Annotated in this window: 17 protein-coding genes and 1 riboswitch; of the genes, 2 read left to right on the plus strand and 15 right to left on the minus strand. The window is 46.6% G+C overall.

Annotated elements, in window-relative coordinates; genetic code table 11:
• Positions 1-158: 158 nt before the first annotated feature.
• Positions 159-968: an AraC family transcriptional regulator gene (locus C7R92_RS15165; RefSeq protein ID WP_208636210.1), complete on the minus strand. Its 810-nt coding sequence runs from the start codon at positions 966-968 to the stop codon at positions 159-161.
• A 115-nt stretch (positions 969-1,083) separates the two neighbouring features.
• Between C7R92_RS15165 and C7R92_RS15170 the strand changes: the two genes are divergently transcribed.
• Positions 1,084-1,533: an SRPBCC family protein gene (locus tag C7R92_RS15170; RefSeq protein WP_106834821.1), complete on the plus strand. Its 450-nt coding sequence runs from the start codon at positions 1,084-1,086 to the stop codon at positions 1,531-1,533.
• A gap of 57 nt (positions 1,534-1,590) precedes the next feature.
• Here the strand turns inward: C7R92_RS15170 and C7R92_RS15175 are convergent, their stop codons facing one another.
• The 8 genes from C7R92_RS15175 to C7R92_RS15210 form a co-directional block, all read right to left on the minus strand.
• A complete protein-coding gene (locus tag C7R92_RS15175) occupies positions 1,591-3,240 on the minus strand; it encodes a peptide ABC transporter substrate-binding protein (RefSeq protein ID WP_106834822.1) in 1,650 nt (549 codons plus the stop codon).
• Between the two features lie 188 nt (positions 3,241-3,428).
• Positions 3,429-4,268: a MetQ/NlpA family ABC transporter substrate-binding protein gene (locus C7R92_RS15180; protein WP_106834823.1), complete on the minus strand. Its 840-nt coding sequence runs from the start codon at positions 4,266-4,268 to the stop codon at positions 3,429-3,431.
• Positions 4,269-4,327: 59 nt separating this feature from the next.
• Positions 4,328-4,993 carry a methionine ABC transporter permease gene (locus tag C7R92_RS15185; RefSeq protein ID WP_106834824.1) on the minus strand — a complete coding sequence of 222 codons (666 nt, stop codon included), beginning with the start codon at positions 4,991-4,993 and terminating at the stop codon, positions 4,328-4,330.
• Positions 4,994-6,007 (minus strand): methionine ABC transporter ATP-binding protein, encoded by a 1,014-nt coding sequence (locus tag C7R92_RS15190; protein ID WP_106834825.1) that lies wholly within the window; start codon positions 6,005-6,007, stop codon positions 4,994-4,996.
• 101 nt (positions 6,008-6,108) lie between these two features.
• Positions 6,109-6,225: riboswitch (SAM riboswitch) on the minus strand.
• A gap of 106 nt (positions 6,226-6,331) precedes the next feature.
• Positions 6,332-7,492 carry a Ger(x)C family spore germination protein gene (locus C7R92_RS15195; protein WP_106834826.1) on the minus strand — a complete coding sequence of 387 codons (1,161 nt, stop codon included), beginning with the start codon at positions 7,490-7,492 and terminating at the stop codon, positions 6,332-6,334.
• The gene (locus tag C7R92_RS15200; RefSeq protein ID WP_106834827.1) at positions 7,492-8,616 is read right to left on the minus strand and encodes a GerAB/ArcD/ProY family transporter; all 1,125 of its coding nucleotides are present in this window, start codon (positions 8,614-8,616) and stop codon (positions 7,492-7,494) included. The genes C7R92_RS15195 and C7R92_RS15200 overlap by 1 nt, the downstream gene beginning before the upstream one ends.
• 11 nt (positions 8,617-8,627) lie before the next feature.
• On the minus strand, positions 8,628-10,079 hold the full coding sequence (locus C7R92_RS15205; protein ID WP_106834828.1) for a spore germination protein: 1,452 nt from the start codon (positions 10,077-10,079) through the stop codon (positions 8,628-8,630).
• A gap of 70 nt (positions 10,080-10,149) precedes the next feature.
• Positions 10,150-11,136 carry an LCP family protein gene (locus tag C7R92_RS15210; RefSeq protein ID WP_106834829.1) on the minus strand — a complete coding sequence of 329 codons (987 nt, stop codon included), beginning with the start codon at positions 11,134-11,136 and terminating at the stop codon, positions 10,150-10,152.
• Positions 11,137-11,322: 186 nt separating this feature from the next.
• Between C7R92_RS15210 and C7R92_RS15215 the strand changes: the two genes are divergently transcribed.
• Positions 11,323-12,555 (plus strand): MFS transporter, encoded by a 1,233-nt coding sequence (locus C7R92_RS15215; protein WP_106834830.1) that lies wholly within the window; start codon positions 11,323-11,325, stop codon positions 12,553-12,555.
• 59 nt (positions 12,556-12,614) lie between these two features.
• Here C7R92_RS15215 and C7R92_RS15220 read toward each other — a convergent pair whose 3' ends face one another.
• The 6 genes from C7R92_RS15220 to C7R92_RS15250 form a co-directional block, all read right to left on the minus strand.
• Positions 12,615-14,327, minus strand: a complete 1,713-nt coding sequence (locus C7R92_RS15220) for a DUF4179 domain-containing protein (protein ID WP_106834831.1) — start codon at positions 14,325-14,327, stop codon at positions 12,615-12,617.
• Positions 14,324-14,878 carry an RNA polymerase sigma factor gene (locus C7R92_RS15225; protein ID WP_106834832.1) on the minus strand — a complete coding sequence of 185 codons (555 nt, stop codon included), beginning with the start codon at positions 14,876-14,878 and terminating at the stop codon, positions 14,324-14,326. Before C7R92_RS15225 ends, C7R92_RS15220 begins: the two co-directional genes overlap by 4 nt.
• Before the next feature lie 253 nt (positions 14,879-15,131).
• Positions 15,132-15,833: an SDR family oxidoreductase gene (locus C7R92_RS15235; protein WP_106834834.1), complete on the minus strand. Its 702-nt coding sequence runs from the start codon at positions 15,831-15,833 to the stop codon at positions 15,132-15,134.
• A gap of 658 nt (positions 15,834-16,491) precedes the next feature.
• Positions 16,492-16,920, minus strand: coding sequence for a BrxA/BrxB family bacilliredoxin (locus C7R92_RS15240; protein ID WP_007721164.1), 429 nt, complete (start codon positions 16,918-16,920; stop codon positions 16,492-16,494).
• A gap of 80 nt (positions 16,921-17,000) precedes the next feature.
• Positions 17,001-18,671, minus strand: coding sequence for a ribonuclease J1 (gene rnjA / locus C7R92_RS15245; RefSeq protein ID WP_106834835.1), 1,671 nt, complete (start codon positions 18,669-18,671; stop codon positions 17,001-17,003).
• Between the two features lie 98 nt (positions 18,672-18,769).
• The gene (locus tag C7R92_RS15250) at positions 18,770-19,540 is read right to left on the minus strand and encodes a hypothetical protein (RefSeq protein WP_106834836.1); all 771 of its coding nucleotides are present in this window, start codon (positions 19,538-19,540) and stop codon (positions 18,770-18,772) included.
• Between the last annotated feature and the right edge of the window lie 27 nt (positions 19,541-19,567).

Below are 19,567 nucleotides of genomic sequence, written 5' to 3' on the forward strand. Positions count from 1 at the left end.
CATTTTAAGTAAAATTAATTATGTTTTATTCAAACATCAAATTCTATTAAAGGAAATAAATTTGGTATTTTCATCATGATGAAGTATGCCTCGTATATAAAAATTTATGCAGGAATGAAACAACCCCTCCGGCCAGAAGGCGAAGGGGTTCACTATGATTAAATTTGGGCTCGTCGATACTCGTTCGGCGCTACACCAACGATTGCTCGAAAATCTCGAATGAAGTGAGAGTGATCGTAGTAGCCAAGAGAGGTAGACAGGTCCAGCCAATCTTGGACTGTTCCCTGGTCAATCTGCTCTGCTGCCTCATGCAGTCTGTATCGTTGGATGACCGACTTCGGACTGACGCCTACATAACGATCAAACAAACGCTGCATCGTCCGCATGTTCATTCCGGTCAACTGTACCGCATCCTCGACCTTGAGTACGGATCGATCTGCCTGGATCATCCTGACAATTTCACTGATGCGCGCTACATTCGGGTCAGGCTTCGGCAAATATTCGAATAGAAAGGCTTCTACCCTTTTTATCATTTGCTCATCATCTGGCAGGCTGAGCACTTCTTTCTCAAGCTGCTCGGTTGAAACACCAACACCAAATAAGGCTTCCAGACTCGTAGAAGTACCACTCAACTTTGATACCGGGGCATTCAGAAACGGATAAAAACCTCCTGGCCTGAATTTCACTCCAAACACTTGGCCTTGTCCCGCTAAAAGATGCGAGGAAGTCGTGCGGGCTACACCAAAAATGCCAGTTGCTCCTTTTTCAAACACGAGTTTCACATTAGGATGAGCCAGTACGGTTTGCGAGTAAGGAAGTTGTGTACGCAAATCCCACCTGACGACCCAGTAGTGCTGCACGAAGTAGCTCATTTCGGCAGATGGCTCGTATCTGTCCAGCGAAAATTTCTTCTGCCCAATCATGGCATGCAGTACACCCTTTGGGAGCTTGGCAGTCTGATTTTCCAAGGTGTGCCTCCTGTCGTGTTTTTACAATACACACTACCGAATTCTTCTTATAGTAAGAGTAGTAGTTGGGAGACTTGATTACAATTCCCAAATGAAAAAATCAGGGGGTAAAACGATGGATCTTCGCTTCGATTTCTACATTGGTGCTACGCCAGAGCAAGTCTGGCATGTCCTTACTTCCGATGAAGGCGTAAAGAGTACCTTCTTTGGCTGTACAATTCGTTCGACTTTTCAAGTAGGCGATGAGATGGCTTACGTTGGTCCGGGAAAAGACGGTGACGACACGGTTCATGTATACGGGAAGATCTTGCAGCTCGAACCTCATCACATTTTCAGTTTCACTGAACATCCTGGTCCTGCCTACTACGAGAATCATGCGGAATTGCAGTCTCGCGTCACCATTACCTTAGAAGCGGTTGGTGGCTGCACCAAGCTGACGTTGATTCAAGATCAATGGACAGAAAACCACCCCTCCCACGTAAGTGCCAGCAACAATTGGCCAATGATGCTCTCGTCGATCAAGACGTATGCGGAGACAGGCAAGACACTTGATTTTGGCTACTAATACAAAAGAATCCCGAGACCAGCAATTTCGTTGGCCTCGGGATTTTTGTTATTTTCGTTACTCCGTCATTTCTGCCCACTTCAGGTCAATAAATCCGAGTCCATCCACTTGAACGCCTTTCACCTTGTCGCTTTGTACCCAGACATCCACATCCGTGAACATGGGGATCAAAGGCATAGCATCCATGAAGATTTGCTCAGCCTCTCCAAACAGCTGCTTGCGCTTCTCTGGATCAATTTCTACTGATGCCCGTTTCAGAAGCTCTTGGTAGCGTGGGTCTTCCCAGCCCGTGTCGTTGTTGCCTGTATTACCATCCCGGAACATTTCCAGGTAATTCATTGGATCATTAAAGTCTGCATTCCAGCCGATACGGCCTATTTCGTAATTAAGTTGATGCATATCCTGTATGTGAACAGTGGCCTCCTTCACCATGAGCTTTACTTCAATGCCAAGTTTTTGTTTCCATTGGTCCTGAAGCGCCTCGGCAATTTTCTTATGTCTGTCGCTTGGGTTGTACGTCAAGGTGATCGGAGGCAGCGTTGTCACGTTAAGCTCCTTCATACCTTCTTCCAACAGCTTTTTGGCCGTTTCTACATCATTATCCTTGAAGTAGCCTTCTTTTTTGATAATCATGGATTGTGGCAACATCCCCATCGTTGGCACTTGGCCCACTTGTGTGATGTTATCCACGATGGTTTTACGGTCAACCGAGTATGCCAAGGCTTTACGAATTTTCACATTGCTGAGCGGCCCTTTTGTCGTATTCAACTTGTACCAGTACATCGTCGCTTTTGGATGAACAACAAGTTTGCCCGCGTCTCTCAGTGTCGGGATCGCATCGGTGGGAAGTCCACCGAGTGGCTGACCTGCCCAATCCAGCTCACCGTTTTCGAACATGGACAGGGCTGTATTATCGTCCTCGATCATCGCGATCTCGATGCGATCGAGCTTCACTACGTCTTTATCCCAGTAGTGCTCGTTCTTTTCAAGCACGATCTTGCTCTTGTGCTCCCACGCTTTCATCTTAAATGGACCGTTGCTTACGTGCGTCGCCGCTTCGTTTGCCCATTTTGGATTGGCCTCCACTACTTTTTGGTTAACCGGGTAGTACGTGTAGAAAGCCGTCAGCTCCAGGAAGTAAGGCGTTGGATTCTCAAGTGTGACTTCCAGTGTTTTGTCATCGATTGCCTTCGCACCGAGTTCGTCGGGCTTCGCCTGGCCTTTGTGAATCAGCTGCGCATTTTTAATGTAGTACAGCTGATAAGCATACTCAGCCCCAAAAGTCTTGCCGAGTGCACGCTTCCATGCATACACGAAGTCATGGGCAGTGACTGGATCACCATTGCTCCATTTGGAGTCGCGGAGCGTGAACGTATACACCAGTTTGTCATCCGAGATTTTCACATCGGATGCTACTGAATTCACTGGCTTTGCGTTTGCATCAAAGCGAGTCAAGCCATCAAACGTAGCACGAACGATCGCTCCCGCAGTGGCATCCTTCGCAAGACCAGGGTCCGCTGTCGCAGGCTCACTCATAATGTTCGCCCGAAATAATTGCGGCTTTGCATTTGCAGACTTTTCAGCTGGCGCCGCGGTTCCCTCAGCTGGAGGGGTTGTCGTTGATGGCTGCGTACTCGTGGAGCATCCAGCTAACACGCTTCCGGCGACGAGCATCGCGCCAAGAAACAACTTGAGATTTCTATTCATCTGAAAATTCCCCCTTATCTTTATTTTCGCATTTCAAACACAATATACTCGACGGGAATTGGGTTGAAAACTGGGTTAGTATAGATTTAATTAAATTTTATGAAAATTCACTACATTATAAATAAAAGTAAAACCCAACCAGCTTTTCGGCCAGTTGGGTTTCGTTGATCGATCAATTATTTGTTGATTTAGAACGCTGGAATAATCGCGCCTTTGTATTCATCTTCAATGAACTTTTTCACTTCAGGTGAGTTCAGTTCTTTCACCAGCTTTTGCATTGCTTCGGAATCCTTGTTGTCAGGACGAGCTACCAAGAAGTTTGCGTATGGAGAATCTTTATCTTCAATCAACAGAGCGTCTTTGGTTGGAACAAGTTTTGCTTCCAACGCATAGTTGGTGTTGATCAACGCCAGATCTACTTCTTCCAGAACGCGTGGCAGCATTGCTGCTTCTACTTCTTTGAACTTCAGGTTTTTCTTGTTCTCAACAACGTCTTTCACTGTACCGCTGATGCCAGCGCCTTCTTTCAGCTTGATCACGCCGTTTTTCTCCAAGAGTGCGAGTGCGCGACCGCTGTTTGTTGGATCGTTTGGCAGCGCGATAGTTGCGCCATCAGCTAATTCATCCACTGATTTCACTTTTTTGCTGTAAGCGCCGAATGGCTCGATGTGTACAGCCACTACTGGCTCCAGGTTCATGTTTTGTCCTTTATTGAAGTCTTCCAGGTAAGGCTTGTGCTGGAAGAAGTTTGCGTCGAGTTGTTTCTCGTTCACTTGAACGTTAGGTTGTACGTAATCGGTGAACTCTTTGATTTCCAGGTTCACGCCTTGTTCTTTCAGTTTTGGTTGAACGAATTTCAAGATTGCTGCATGTGGAACGGGAGAAGCGCCTACCTTCAATGTTACTTCCTGTTGTCCGCCTTGTGCGCCACCTTCAGCTGGAGCAGGTGCTGTTTCGGTTTTGCCTCCGCAAGCTGCCAAAGAAAATGCCAACACAGTAGAAAGTACAGATACGACTAGCTTTTTCATGAATGATTTCCCCCTTGCATGTATTTGTCTTATTCTTTGATAACTTTTATGGAAAAATCCTACTTACGGCTGAACTTGAGAACCAGACGGTCCCCCAGCGATTGTAAGATCTGTACCATCACCAGCAAAATAACAACAGTCACAATCATGACATCGGTTTGGAAACGTTGATAACCGTATCGGATCGCCAAGTCACCCAGACCACCACCGCCAATTACCCCAGACATTGCAGTGTAGGATACCAGCGTAACCGTTGTAATTGTAATACCCGCGATCAAGCCTGATCTAGACTCTGGCAAAAGGACATTCCAGACGATCTGCCAATTGGAAGCCCCCATGGATTGTGCGGCCTCAATCACGCCTTTATCAATCTCACGTAGAGAGGTTTCCACCAAACGTGCGAAAAACGGAGCGGCACCAAATACGAGTGGTGGAATAGCACCCAGTACGCCGAGTGAGGTTCCTACGATCATTTTCGTCACAGGAATCAGCAAAATCATCAAAATGATAAACGGTACCGAACGCAATACGTTGACAACGAATGATGCGATCGTATAAAAAGAGCGGTTTTGCAGAAGCTGTCCGCGTGAAGTCAAAAATAGAATGATTCCCAGCGGCAAACCAATCAGGACAGTAAACAGAGTGGAAAAGCCGAGCATCGTGAGCGTATCCATCGTGCCTACGCCGATTTCAGCCCAATCCACATTTTCGAATGTCCAGTCCATTTATATCACCTCTACTTCCAAGCCACGTTGGCGCAGCGTCTCAATGGTCTTTTGATTCTGTGCGACATCGCCTTCCAGCTCGATCACCAACTGACCATACGGCGTATCCTTCATGCGGGAGATTGTTCCCTGCAAAATGCTGAACACCGTACCGGTCTCTTGCATCGTTTGGAACAGGATCGGCTGGTACGTTTTTTCTCCGAGGAAGGTGACACGAGCAATCGTGCGGTTCCCCGAGGCCTTTTCGTGCGCGACTGCTTCACGTAGCTCTGTAGAATCCGCTACTTGTTCCACGAATTCTTGTGTTGTTAGATGCTGCGGACGAAGGAATACATCCAGTACGTTACCCGACTCGACGATCTTTCCTCCATCAATGACGCCAACACGATCACAAATGGAGCGAATAACGTGCATCTCGTGGGTAATCAACACAATGGTCAAGCCCAGCTTGCGGTTGATATCCAAGAGCAGTGCCAAAATGGAGTTCGTCGTCTGCGGATCGAGAGCCGATGTAGCTTCGTCACAGAGTAGCACTTTTGGGTCATTCGCGAGCGCACGGGCGATTCCGACACGCTGCTTTTGTCCGCCAGACAGTTGAGACGGATATTTGTCCTTATGTGCCTCCAAGCCAACCAGCTTCAGCAGCTCGTTTACTTTCTTATCAATTTCTGCCTTCGGACGCTTTGCCAGCTTAAGCGGAAAAGCGACATTTTCGCCGACTGTTGAAGAAGACAGCAAGTTGAAGTGCTGAAAAATCATGCCAATTGCGCGGCGCTTTGCTTGCAGCTTCCCTTCATCCAGCTTTGTCAAATCGACGCCGTCGACAATAACTTCCCCTGAAGTTGGACGCTCCAGCAAATTGATGCATCGGATCAACGTACTTTTCCCTGCACCAGAGTGTCCGATGATCCCATATATTTCTCCTTGCTCTATGGAAAGGTCGATCCCCGTTAACGCTGGGATGGTTTTCCCTTGTACTTGATAGCTTTTATGCAAATGACGCAGTTGGATCAACGCATCCACCTCCCGACCACAATCTAAATAAAATCAGAAAACCCCTTTTTTCATAAACGAAAAAGGGGCTGCAACGCAATGTTATACGTTCGCATCCACCCTTCTCATCTATACAAGATCCAAACAATCTTGTAGGAATTGGCACCGCGACGTTCATCCGAAAATGAACCGGCTGCCGGGCTTCATAGGGCCTGTCCCTCCGCCTCTCTTGATAAGAAAGATATCTACGTATATTATGTTCGTCTTTTCTATTTCATGATGATACAAAACGGATTATATCCTTTTCGGAAATATCACGTCAATAGTAATAGAAGGAAAAGTTTTTTAATCCATGACGCCGTTGCGGATGATGGTTGACTTTACGTGAAAGCGAAATGTCGCGTCCTGAAACATCTTCCGCCATTCCGCCTGCGTCATGTTTGCCATCCCTCTTCTATTTGAACGATAGATCGAGCCGAAGCCGGTTGGGTCAACATCGAGGCTCTTCAGTTTGCTTATCAGTTTATGCAATTCTTTTTCAAGCTCTTTCTCCAGGCCATGTTCCATAATTTTCATCAGCTTGGCATTTTCTAGCTTTAGCGGGATGGTTAACTCCAAAATTCGAGCATGCAACTCGACATGAATATCGAAGATCGGTGGGGATACTTGGCTTAGTTTGATTTTCGAATGGCTGGAAATTGTATCGAAAACGAGCTGCACTTGGTCTTTTTTGCTGTTGTGGTTTTTGGGTGACTCCCCAAAAATAGCAACAGGAACAGAAGTATCATAGCTGCCGATGCGGAACTTTCCGTGGATAAGTTTGAGTAGAAAGGCTTCCTTGGGTGTAACCCATGACACATAACGATCACCTTTGAATAAGGCGATGCCTTTGATTTTCAGTTCATTTCCCTTTCTTTCTATGTACGGCATGACCGGGTCGATCCCTTTTTCATAGTAAGCCCGGAAAAACTCATGCATGGTCGAAGAAGGAATTTTTTCCCCACGGATATTTTGCTCAATCAAACGATACAGGTAGATTCCAATATTCCCTTGTTCTGAATAAGGATACGTCAGCATATCATATGTTTCGCCTGCAAACACACAAAGATAAATCCTGCTAGAAAGGGACGAGTCCCGATACAACGTGTCAATGATGCTGCCAAGTCCCTTCTTTGCAAAGTTTTCACTGTAGAGGGCAACACGAATTTGCCCACCCAATACTCTTTTGTCTGATTGCAAATTCATCTTATCCCGGATTCCTTTGCTGGTTTCCCCTGTGGCTGATAAGATCTGTATCTTATTCCTTGCCTCTGGATTAATGGAAGGCATGACAGACGTCCCGCGAATTTTGCCATCTTTCAACAGATCATAGCCGACAGCCGTTGCAAGTCCTGTCTCATCGAAAATTTGCCGATCCGAGCAGCCTGTTACAATCAAGATGCCCGAACACCACAGCGCCAAAAACCGCTTCAACAAGGGCATCGCGTATTTTCGATCATGTCGCATCAGGCACTTTCCCCTTTGCTCGTCGATTTCGCCGGTTGCGTTCGCTGCTTTAGCAGAACCATGATGTACAAAAAATAGGGGTACAGGAATGCAACATACATACTCGTTGTCCCATACCAATCATTGATCATATTCATCTCCAGCCTTGTAAACACCGTCAATGAAGTAATATAGATCAGGGGCATAATCCAATTCAACGATGTTCGCAAGTTGAATCCGAAGAGGCGTTTGAGTCCACGTGCAGAGCACCACAAATACAACATAATATTAGGCAAGATGACGATGAGCCACAAAGAAATGACAACCAGCTCGAACCTTTCCAGAACGGGGAGGTACACCATCTTGTGCAGATTGAGTGTCGCCCAGATCGTCCGCATAAGCTGACCCTGACTAAAGAAGACCAGGGACACGAGCATGATAAGCAAATAGGCCAGATACGTCACCAGCACCGCCCACTGGGTACTTTTGTTGACCCTATCTTTATTTTCTACAAAGGGGTAAACCACGTAGATCACCTCAAAGCCAACACTGGTCAAAGACATGGCCAGCATTCCGTTGAAAAGGTTCTCCAAACTGCTGTCCATGATCGGAAACAAATACTCCCAATGCGCGTATTGCAGCGGAAAATAAAGATCACATAAAAGCCAGATCGTTACCGCAATCGAAAAAAACGTATATCCGGCTACTACTCTAATCCCCCCCACAATGGTGTAATACACGAGAAACAAGATGATTCCAGACAAAATCCACGTAGGCAAATTCGGAAACACCCATGTTTGGACCACTTCGATGTAGTTGCGCAGAATAACTCCCGCCGATATAAAAAAATAAGTCAAATAAAGGAGGCTAATGCCTGTTCCAAGCCACCTTCCATACACATCTTCTTGAATCCCGTACAGATCGGCTGAAGGGTATTTTTGTAAGGTCTTGATAATGATCCAGACCGTGACATGAGTAATCAAGCCAGCAAGTATGACCGAAATCCAGGCATCATGCCCTGCTTCCTTGGCAATGATTCGTTGAAAGCCCAGGACACCCATCCCAACTTGAGTGCCATGCACCAGAACCCCGGCAAGAAATGCTGATATCGTATTGCTCTTCGTTACATTCAAATTGATCTTCATAGCCGCCTCGCTTACTCGTCAATGTCTTTCTTCTCTTTGGCTTTGTCTCTGTCAAAACGCGATATTCGTTTTGGATTAAAAAACTTGAGGCGTTCCGAAAGGGAGGATAAGGGAGCGCGTATAAAGCCATCCTTCCAATCTGAAAATCGGACGGGATATATAGGGTACATATACGGACGCCCCAAGCTAGTCTGACGTAGCAAATGGCTAGCTAGAAAGCTAAATCCGACTACAATGCCTAATGCACCCAGCACACCTGCCAGCAAAATCATCGGAAAACGAACCACCCGGATTGTAGAACCGATCATATAGCTAGGCGCGATAAAGGATGACAAAGCCCCGAGGGCAACAATAATAATCAAGATATTGCTGGTGAATCCAGCCTGAACGATGGCTTGTCCGATAACAATACCGCCCACGATACCAATCGTCTGACCGACCTTGGTCGGCAGCCTCGCTCCCGCTTCCCGCAAAAGCTCAATGATCAGCTCCATCAAAATGGCCTCCCACAGTGGTGGAAAAGGTACCCGAGAGCGCGATTGCGCGAGCGAAAGCAACAGATCAGCCGGAATCATCTCGTAATGATAGGTCAGAGCTGCCACATAAATCGGTGTCAGCATCAGGGACAAAATCATGGCAAAGATGCGCATGAGCCTGTTGAAGGTAGCAAGACTCCAACGCAAGTAATAGTCATCTGGCGACTGAAAAAATTGCAAGAGGGTGGTTGGCCCGAGCAAAGCGAACGGGCTCCCCTCCACGAGTATGGCAATCTGTCCTTGGCGCAAACCGTGTATGACACGGTCTGGACGCTCTGTTTGCTGAAGAGTAGGAAATAATGATTTCTCATTGTCTGCGATATGCTGAGCCAGTATGGTAGAATCCAGAGTGGTGTCCAATTCCAGATCATCAATCCGTTGACGCACCGTATTCACATTTTCCTCATCGGCCGTCCCGCTCAAATACAGTATTGATACATTCATCGGTATTCTTTTTCCCACGCTCAATCGTTCATGGAACAACCTTGGGGTAGACATATATTTGCGAATGATGCAGATGTTCACGTTCAGTTCTTCTACAAAGGCGATCTGTGGGCCTAGTACAACGGTTTCGATTTCGGGCGCTTGAATGCTTCTGCCAACCGTGCCATCACTAGGGAACGACAAGCCGTAGGACGAGTCCTCCACTTGAATGACAATATGACCGCTGAGTAAACGTTCAATGGCTTCCCCTTCATCAAAAACCCGGTTGCTGCTAGACGCTCCTAGGTGCCGAGCAATTTCCTCCACTCCGCTTTCTTCCAAACAAATCTCACGTAGCTTCGGAATGAGCTCACTGTAAACAACCTTGGCATCCGCCATGGTCGATAAATAGAAAAGTCGCACGCGGTCTTCAGGCTCATCGATATGTTCAGTGACCAAGTCGCTCGTATGTGTAAACCAATTGCGTGCACTCTCCCGATCCATCGACACTGTCACCTCAGCACGTAGAAAATCATGGTTAGTCTTTCCTAAAAAACACAAAAAAACAGCACGCTTAGTTTTGCGTGCTGCTTTTCTTTTCTCCCACAGGTTGATCTGTTGCTTCTGTAGGAGGTGCGATTTTTTCTTGGACAAACGACTGAACCTGATCGACATCTGGAACCAGAACGGAGCCTGCGCGGTGCGATTCACGGAACATCCCCATTGGCGGCAATTGATAATTGCCTGGCTCTAACGTATTCAATTTTAATCCGAGTGAAGACAGCTTCAGCATGTCCATTGAGCTAATATTGGTTTGCACATATGGTGTTACTTCCTTCAAAATCGTAGGAAGCTGCATCAGCGTCGTACCATTCTTCATCTGATCGACGACTGCCGTCATTAATTTCCGCTGACGCTCTGTCCGTGTATAATCGGAGGTCGCATCATGACGGAAACGAACATATTGCAAGGCTTTGTCTCCATCCAGCTTTTGCAGACCCTTTTTCAGATTAATATCGTACGCACCTTTGTCTGTCGGGTCATGATAATACATATTTTTTTCTACATCGATCTCGACTCCGCCCACTGCATCAATCAGAGCCTTAAAGCCTTCAAAGTCAGTAATCACGTAACGATCTACTGGAATTCCAGTGAACTGACTAACCGTTTCCATTGCCAGCTCAGGTCCACCCTCTACAATCGCAGAGTTGATCCGCGAGCTACCTCTTCCGGGAATATCTACATACGTATCACGCAGGATTGAAAACATGTCATAACGTTTCCCCGTAGGATCGATGCTGACCAGCATCATGGAGTCAGAACGAGGAAGCCCGTTATTTTTCATTCCTCTGCGGTCTACTCCCATCAGCAGGATATTAACACGTTCCTTGCCATCCCACTCTGGTATTTCTGCTGCTTTGGTGGGATTCCCACCACTAGGCGGTGCGATGTTAGGCTCTTGAATATTTTGAGCAAATTGATAAAAAGAGTATCCGTAGTATCCAGCTGTCGTAGCCATCACGACAAGCAAAAGAAGCAACACTCGTTTCCATATTTTCATAAAGTCCACCTTTATTCTCTATATCCTCAGTTAATGTCATCTCTCCACTTTGTCTAGTATACTCGAATTCGACAAAAGTGGAGCAGCCTTTATTTGGGTACCTGTGACATTATATACATTTTAATTTACAAAGTTTAGAATGTTCGCTATACTATTCTTATCCTTAATGGTAAGGGGTGTATTCGCGTGATATCACCATCAGCTTTCCTCAATCGCTATCCACGTGAGGCCATTTTCTTCCTCATCGCCAGCTTCATTAACTCCTCCGGGAGCGCCTTCATGTGGCCACTTACTACCTTATACGTACATACCATTTTGCAACGCTCGATGACAGAAGCTGGATTCGTCTTGATGATCCAATCTCTGGCCGGAATCTTTGGCCAATTCATCGGCGGATCGTTATTTCATCGACTAGGTGCCAAGCGTCTTATTGTCGGCGCATTGATTATTCAAGGACTTATTCAATTTTCCATTCCTTTCGTTCAGAGCTGGCCTGTCTACCTGATACTCATGATGGGGCTTGGCTTTACGTTCAACCTGTCGTTTCCTGCCATTCAGGCATTTATCGGTTTTCGCTGGAAAGAACAGCGTCGAGAATTGTTTAACATCGTCTATGTCGGAAACAACCTCGGGATGGCAATCGGTACCGCGTTGGCTGGAGTCATTGCCACTTTATCCTTCCAGCTTACTTTTTGGTTCAACAGTACGAGCACCTTATTGTTTGCCCTGTTCTTCTTCCTTTTTATGAAGAATATTTCTCATCAAGAGCTGGTCGGAGAGCAACAGGAAGAAAAGCAAAAACACCGCGAGAAAAACAACTTTACCCTGTTATTACGCTACCAATTGTACTTGTTTATGGCATTAGGCGCAGCACTCATTTTCTTTTCCAATACGGTATGGAACACAGGCGTCGCTCCTTATATTACCGAGCAGGGGATGCCTCTGTCTTCATATAGCTGGCTGTGGACCATCAACGGTATCATCATTTTTGCTGGGCAACCCATCACGTCCTGGATCAAGCGGCTCGTGAATCAGAGCTTGTCTGCTCAACTCGTCGTTAGTGCTATCGCGTATGCTGTCGGTTTTGGGTGTATGCTCGCCTACCACGGTAGTTATTACGCATTTGTTGTCGGAATGGTTATCACTACATTTGGAGAAATGCTCATCTCGCCCACTATTCCTACTTTTATATCGGAAAAAACTGGGGAGAATGCACCGTTTTATTTGGGAGTCGTAGGGGCGATCACAACTGGCGGGAGACTGCTGGGGCCTTTGGCTATGGGGTTCATGTACGACCAAGGTGGAATTAATCCAACCCTGTTCTTGGCAACGCTTGTCTCTGCGGGTTCGGTCCTGCTCTGTCTGTTACATGCTTATTTTCATCGGGAAAACCGAACTGAGATTGAAGCTAAATACTGATTTAAACTGCAAAGAAGCCGCCCGATCCTTTTACAGGACCGAGCGGCTTGTTCATTACACTACTTCTTTTCTCCCTTGATTGGCACTTCCCAATCGACTTTGTTCTCTTTTATTACACGATCGAGCACAACTGATATTTCCTTCACATCTTTTTTCTCAAAGCGCACTTCTAACTTCCCTTCGAGTTTTATCGTACCATCTTGGTTTTCTTTTTTGTTGACCCTTAACCATACTAGTTCGGCATCATTCCCGTTTTCGTCCTTCACCGTCCATCGCTCTGGAAGCCCCACAATATCTTTGGCCAGAATGGCTTCCAATGGAATATCGAATGAGGTATCCTCCTCATCAACTTCCATTTCGATCGATTGAAACGTGATTTGGTTCCCAGCTACATCCACTTTTTTCGGACCTTTCTCCAGTTCAGCAAGAGATAGCTTAGTTTGAGAAGAGACTTTCTCTCCTGTATAGACAGCATCGAGCTTCATTGTCAAGTTTTTTGCAGGGTCCAGCGGCATGTACGTATGGACAAAACTCGTACTTGGCTGCCACTTCTCTGTGAAGTTAATCGACGCGCCATGGCTCATGCCTATGATATTGAGCGTGCTGTTGATTTCATCGGATTCAATCATATCATCCCATTTGCCCACTACAGTACCCTTTTCATCGACAAGCTCGTAACGAAAACCCTCCACTACTTTCTCATTCGGATGGCTGTTTGAGAACTCTAGCTGCGTAGCAGTAGGAAAGAAGCGTGCTTCTTTTAGCTCTACTGTTGCCCCTGTTGGCGTTTCTAACTCCTTGTTCAACGCTACTGTTTTCATGGCTGCTTTTGCTGGTCGCATATCAATCGGGATATCGAAATTCCACGTGCCTTTCGTATCTGTCAGGCGCTTCACGCGCATTTCCAAAATCAATTCGTCCGGCATTGGATTCGCTTCATTAAAGAATGCGCCCAGACCGCCTCCGTAGCCGTAGGCGAAGTTTTCACCGTTCGGCAGCGGCAGCCACCTCAGCAATTCCGATTGATCATCTAATCGTTTGATTACTTTGCCACTTTTATCTTTCAGTCGAACTTCCCTGAATTCATTCACATTGTCGCTTGAAATGAACGTGAACTCATCCTTCCAGAACGAAGGAATCTTTTTGCCTGACGAGTCCGTTACAGAGCCCAGAACTATGATACGCAAGGGATCTGCTACAACCGCACTGATTTCCATGGTCAGACCTTGGTCTGTCACCTTCATGTCAAGCGGCTGTACAAAGCCGTTTTCTGCCGCTTTCTTCACGCCAATGTCTGTCTGCTTTTTATCAAACAGGTCAACTACTTGTTTCGCATTGTATGGCCCTTTTGTTATCGTTACCTCGCTCGGATTGATCGACGCATAAATCCCATTCATATAGCTCGCAAACGTAGGAGAAACTGCTGTTCCGAATGTGACAACCATAGCCAATCCCGCAACTGCAATCGTAGTTTTCTTCACAATATCCACACTCCGCTTTTTCCAATTTATTTGAACTGGATTTTTTTGTATGGGTTTGAGCACGTTCATCGGGTATGCGGGGAGCTTGTCTATGACATTTTGGATGGTTGCCCCCGTCTGCCATACATCTTCGGCTTCATCATCGGAGTTATCCAGCTCATCCAAATATTGTTCAAACTTGCTCTGACACGAACCACATGTATCCAGATGACGCTGTATGTTTTGTTGCATTCGCAAAGAAAGCTTGTCTTCCAGATACGCGTTTAGCATAAATTTATCCAAGCATGTCATAGGTAGAGATCCCCTCCTTTCCCCGAATTTGTAATGGCATTTTTGAGCTTGGCCCTGCCTCTGGAAAGACGTGTTCGCACCGTACTGATGGGAACACCCAGCTCCTCGCTAATTTCTTCGTAGCTCAAAAATTGGAGGTAACGCAGTTCCAGGACGACGCGGTATTTGGACTCCAGGGTCATCATTCGATTTTGCAAAAAGACTTTCTGCTCTTTCGCAAGGTACTCGAGTTCAGGTGTATGACTGGTAGCCAGTTCAATCTCTGCTTCTGCAACCGGAATCGATCGTTTCCGGTTACGCAGCTCATCAAAGCAATAATTGGTGGCGATCCTGTAGAGCCAGGCACCAAATTCGTAGCTTTTGCTGTAGTCACCCAAATGGTAATACACCTTGATAAAGATCTCCTGAGCCATGTCCTGCTCAAGATGCGGCTGTCCGATCATCTTGCGAATGAGCAACCTGACCCTTTTGTTGTATTTTTGTATGATCTGAGAATACGCCTCTTTGTTTCCTTGGAGGACCTCCTCAATGATCAGCCTGTCGTCCTGCATCTGTTTTCCTCCCCATATCAAAACCTGTATCGAGGGCTACAGGTTCAAAAAGGTACGCTGCGCAGCTATTGCCTTTTTGCTTGTACACCTTAGTACGACGGAAAATGGTGGAAAAAGATCGCAACTTTTTTTGAAAAACTTTATGTAAGTGAAATAATCGATCAATAATACTCCCATTGACGGGAGATTTTTTCATAACAAAAAAGCTGCCGAGGACATTCTCGACAGCATGATGAAACAATGGCAACGACCTTCAGTTGTTTCTCACTGGTGGGCAGGTGAGCGACTTTCCGTTGTCTTGCGGACCAAGGCCAATGATGTAAGGTACCGCTACACGGCTCCACTCTGCCGGATTCGGTGCAGTGTCCACCTCTTCTGGCGAGCATGATTGGAGCATGGAGGTATCGATACTGCCTCCTGGATCAAGCGCCACTGCTGCCATTCCCTCAGGTAATTCGGCTGCCAATGATTGCGTCAATCCTTCGATGGCGAACTTCGATGCGCAGTACGGCGATAAAAACGCTTCCCCGTGTCTTCCCCAGTACGAGCTGATATTTACGACGACTCCGCCATTTGCGCGCTGAACCATAAACGGTAAAAAGGCACGAATGACATAGAAAACACCATTTACATTGATGTCCATCACTCTCGAAAACTCACTTGCCGCAAGCCCAATGACAGGGCTATTCCGGTTTATAATGGAGGCATTGTTAATCAACAAATCGGGAACGCCCACCTCGACTTTGATTTCCTCTGCCCACTTTTCCACCTGCTCCATTACCGAAACGTCGACGACAGAAAAATGATGCTGTTCTCCGAATTGCTGACGCAGTCCTTGTACCTCTTTCTCCGAACGACCGCAGCCTGCAACCGTCCAGCCTGCTTCGTGAAAACGCTCGACCATTTCTCTGCCCAAACCACGGGTCACGCCTGTAATCACTACCAGCTTCCTCATTCTCTCTCCCCCTCTATCGTTATACTTATTAAACATTTTAGTATAATAATAAGAGGAAATCAATCCCAATAAACTTAAGTTTGGGAGTAGTGTTGGGGAGGAAACAGGAGAAAACGCTCAGATTCTAGGTCCACCCACTGGGGGATTGACTGCCCGACTCCATGCAAAAAGCGAAACCGCGTCCAAAGTGGTCCTTTCAGGATGTGCTTTCAGAGGTGGACGCTTAAGGGCGTGTTTCGCTTTTTGCATTCTGTCTCGGTCGGTGTCCCTAAGATCTTCGCTGTTTTCTCCTGTTTCCTCTACGAGCTTTCCCTGTTTAAACGGGCTTTTAAAGATTTAAAAGAATGAAGAAATGTCCTCAGTAACGACAGAGAAGAATATTTCCAGGCGTAGCGACTTGTGGAGTCCTACCGAGCGGAGAAGGGATTCGCGGGCAACAGAAACGCAACCGTGCCCATACGGCGTAGCGGCTACCACTTTTGCGTTTCCCCGCGAATCCCTTCGGAGGCGGACAGTCTTAACCCTCAGATGGACGGAGCCTGGAGCCTAGACTGGAAATATTCTTCTCTTCACTACAGCCCCATTTCAAACGATTACTAACACCAAGTCCATCAAAAAAGACGCCCGTTGCCGAGCGCCTCGTGATGTTTCATACTTCTTATTTGTAAGTGTCGTAAGCATTGGTCAACAGGCCAGCGATTGTTGCCAGTTCGTTGTTCTCGATCTGATGACGCTCAACCATGGTCATGATTTTGCCGTCTTTCATGATCGCGAAGGATGGGGAGGACGGTGCATAGCCTTCGAAATACTCACGTGCTTTTGCAGTCGCTTCCTTGTCTTGACCTGCGAATACAGTGAAGATGTTATCTGGCTTTGTAGCGTGATTCAAGGAATGTACAACTGCTGGACGAGCGAGTCCTGCTGCGCAGCCACAAACCGAGTTCACGACAACAAGTGTCAGGCCTTTTGCATTTGGCAGTGCTTGCTCTACTTCTTCAGCAGTGCGAAGCTCTTGGAAACCGTTGCGAGTTAACTCATCGCGCATCGGTTGAATTACTTGGCTCATATATGCTTCATAAGACATCATTGGGCAACCTCTCCTTTATATCACGAAGTTCAACTTACTTATTATTATAACCCGATCACACCTACCCGAGAAAGCAGGAGCTACACTTCCATCAAAATGGTAAGAATCATTGGATTACGGCCTGTCTTTTCGTAAATGAACGGCTTAATCACTTCATTAATCTGTGACTTCAGCTCAGACCATTCTTTGATTTTCTTATCCAATGCTTCCTGTAAACGACCACGAACGAGCTGTGTCGCTTCCTGAATCAAGGATTCCGAACCTCGTACGTATACGAAGCCACGGCTCACGATATCTGGGCCCGTCAAAATTTTGAAGTTCTTCATATCGAGGCTGACAACCACGACCATCAAGCCATCCTCAGCCAAATGCTTGCGATCGCGCAGGACGATATTGCCAACGTCGCCGACACCACTGCCATCAATGAGGACAATCCCTGCTTGTACTTTACTGAGCCACGCTTTTTCGCGGTTGCAATTCAGCACTTCGCCGTTGTCCATAATAAAGATGTTGCTCTCCTCGATCCCAACCTGTTGGGCCAGCTTGGAGTGAGTCTTGAGCATCCGGTATTCCCCGTGGATCGGGATGAAATATTTCGGACGAATGAAGTTGAGCATGAGCTTCAACTCTTCGCTGCTTCCATGACCCGATGCGTGAATATCAAATTCGTGACTCAATACTACGTTGGCACCCGCACGGAACAGCTTGTCTATCGTGCGGCTTACGTTAATCGTATTTCCTGGGATCGGAGATGCAGAAATGATCACCGTATCTTCCGGATAAATGGAAACGGTACGATGCGAACCGGCTGCAATCCGGGTCAACGCTGCCATCGGCTCACCTTGGCTGCCTGTGCAAATAATCAGCACTTGGTTGTCTGCGTAGTTGTCGATGTGCTTAATATCAATCAGCATGCCCTCTGGCATCTGGATATAGCCCAGTTCTTGTCCAATCAAGAAAACCTTTTCCATACTGCGGCCAATAACCGCCACTTTGCGATTGCACTGCTCCGCAGCATCTACCACCTGTTGGAGGCGATGTACGTTGGAAGCGAAGGTAGCCAGAATGATGCGACCACGCGCTTTGCGTACCACATCGAGAATCCCTTCCCCTACCGCTCTCTCTGACATCGTAAATCCAGGACGCTCACTGTTCGTACTATCAGACAAAAGTGCCAAAACGTCACCGCTCGCACCAATGCGTGCAATTTTTCCGTACTCCGTTGTTTGTCCGACTGGTGTCATGTCAAACTTGAAGTCACCTGTGTGAATGACCATTCCCTCTGGTGTATGGAGCACAACTCCCAAAGAATCAGGGATACTGTGGTTCGTCCGGAAGAATGTCGCCTTCAGCTTCGCAAAAGGAATTTCCGTATCTTCCGAAATCGGAATCAGCTTCACTTCATTTTGCAAACGGTGCTCTTCCAGCTTCGCCTTGACCAAGCCCAGGGTCAGACGACCACCGTAAATCGGCACCTTGATTTGCCGTAAAATATAAGGAATCGCACCAATGTGATCCTCATGTCCGTGCGTTAACAAAAGTGCTTTAATCTTGTGCTGGTTATCCACTAAATAGGAAACATCCGGGATAACCAGGTCAATACCAAACATTTCATTTTCAGGGAATTTCACCCCGCAGTCAATGATGATGATTTCGTCCTCATACTCGACGCAGTACATATTTTTTCCGATCTCGCCGAGGCCGCCCATCGCGAAAATCTTAACGTCGCTCAAACTCTTTCCTCCTAACATCGTCGTGCATGATTATGGGAATCCGAACCAAGCATGCCATTCTTATTATATCACAACGTATGACGTTCGTTTCACACAGTCTTGTCTATTCCACACATTCATCTTCGGTCAATAATGGAATACTGATACTCCAAATCAGCAACTCTTTCATCGGTAACGACACTGGCTCTCGCCCAGAAGTCGTCCTTTGCATAGGAATCGCCCGTCCATACCTCCGTAATTTCTCCTGAAGAGAGCTTTAGTGGTACGGCTTCGATTTCTTTTACTACGGCGCCACTTTTGTTTTGCAATCGCAGTTTCAAATCAATCTCCATCGGCTGATCCGACTGATTCCGTACCAGGATTAGACTTGTATACGGATACCCTGCACAATTTTTGGTACAATCTTGTCTGCTGTATACGATGGCGAGATCAATGGGCTTCTCATTGTCCATCTTCGCCGCTTTCCACTTGTCTTTTGCTTTTTGCACAACGGTGACGTACTCCGCTTTTTTCAAAAAGGGTCCCATGCCTAAAAAGGCAGCAGCAAAAAAGCTAAACATGCCAATGGCTGTGCATAGAAAAACGAGGTTCATTTTCCAAAACTGTTTTCTCATCGTGATCAAGAAGCCAATATACATGAGGATACAAACAAACACCAACAGGATACAAAAGTATAAAAATAGCTCCAAGTCGGCCGCCGTAGGTAACACCGGAATGCCATACTTCATTTGCCAATGTACATTCGCAGCGAAGCAACCTCCGTAAATCAATATGGCTGAAGCAATCGTGGGCCCCCAATTTTTCCAGAAAGGAGGCTTTTGGAATATTGCAGCGAGAACCCCCACCAAAACAGGAACGCCAAATAAGGGAATCAGCAAGTAATGCATCGAAAACCTCCCTCACTTCATTGTCAT

The sequence above is a fragment of the Brevibacillus porteri genome, from assembly GCF_003013475.1.
In the GTDB taxonomy this organism is placed as follows: Bacteria; Bacillota; Bacilli; order Brevibacillales; family Brevibacillaceae; genus Brevibacillus; species Brevibacillus porteri.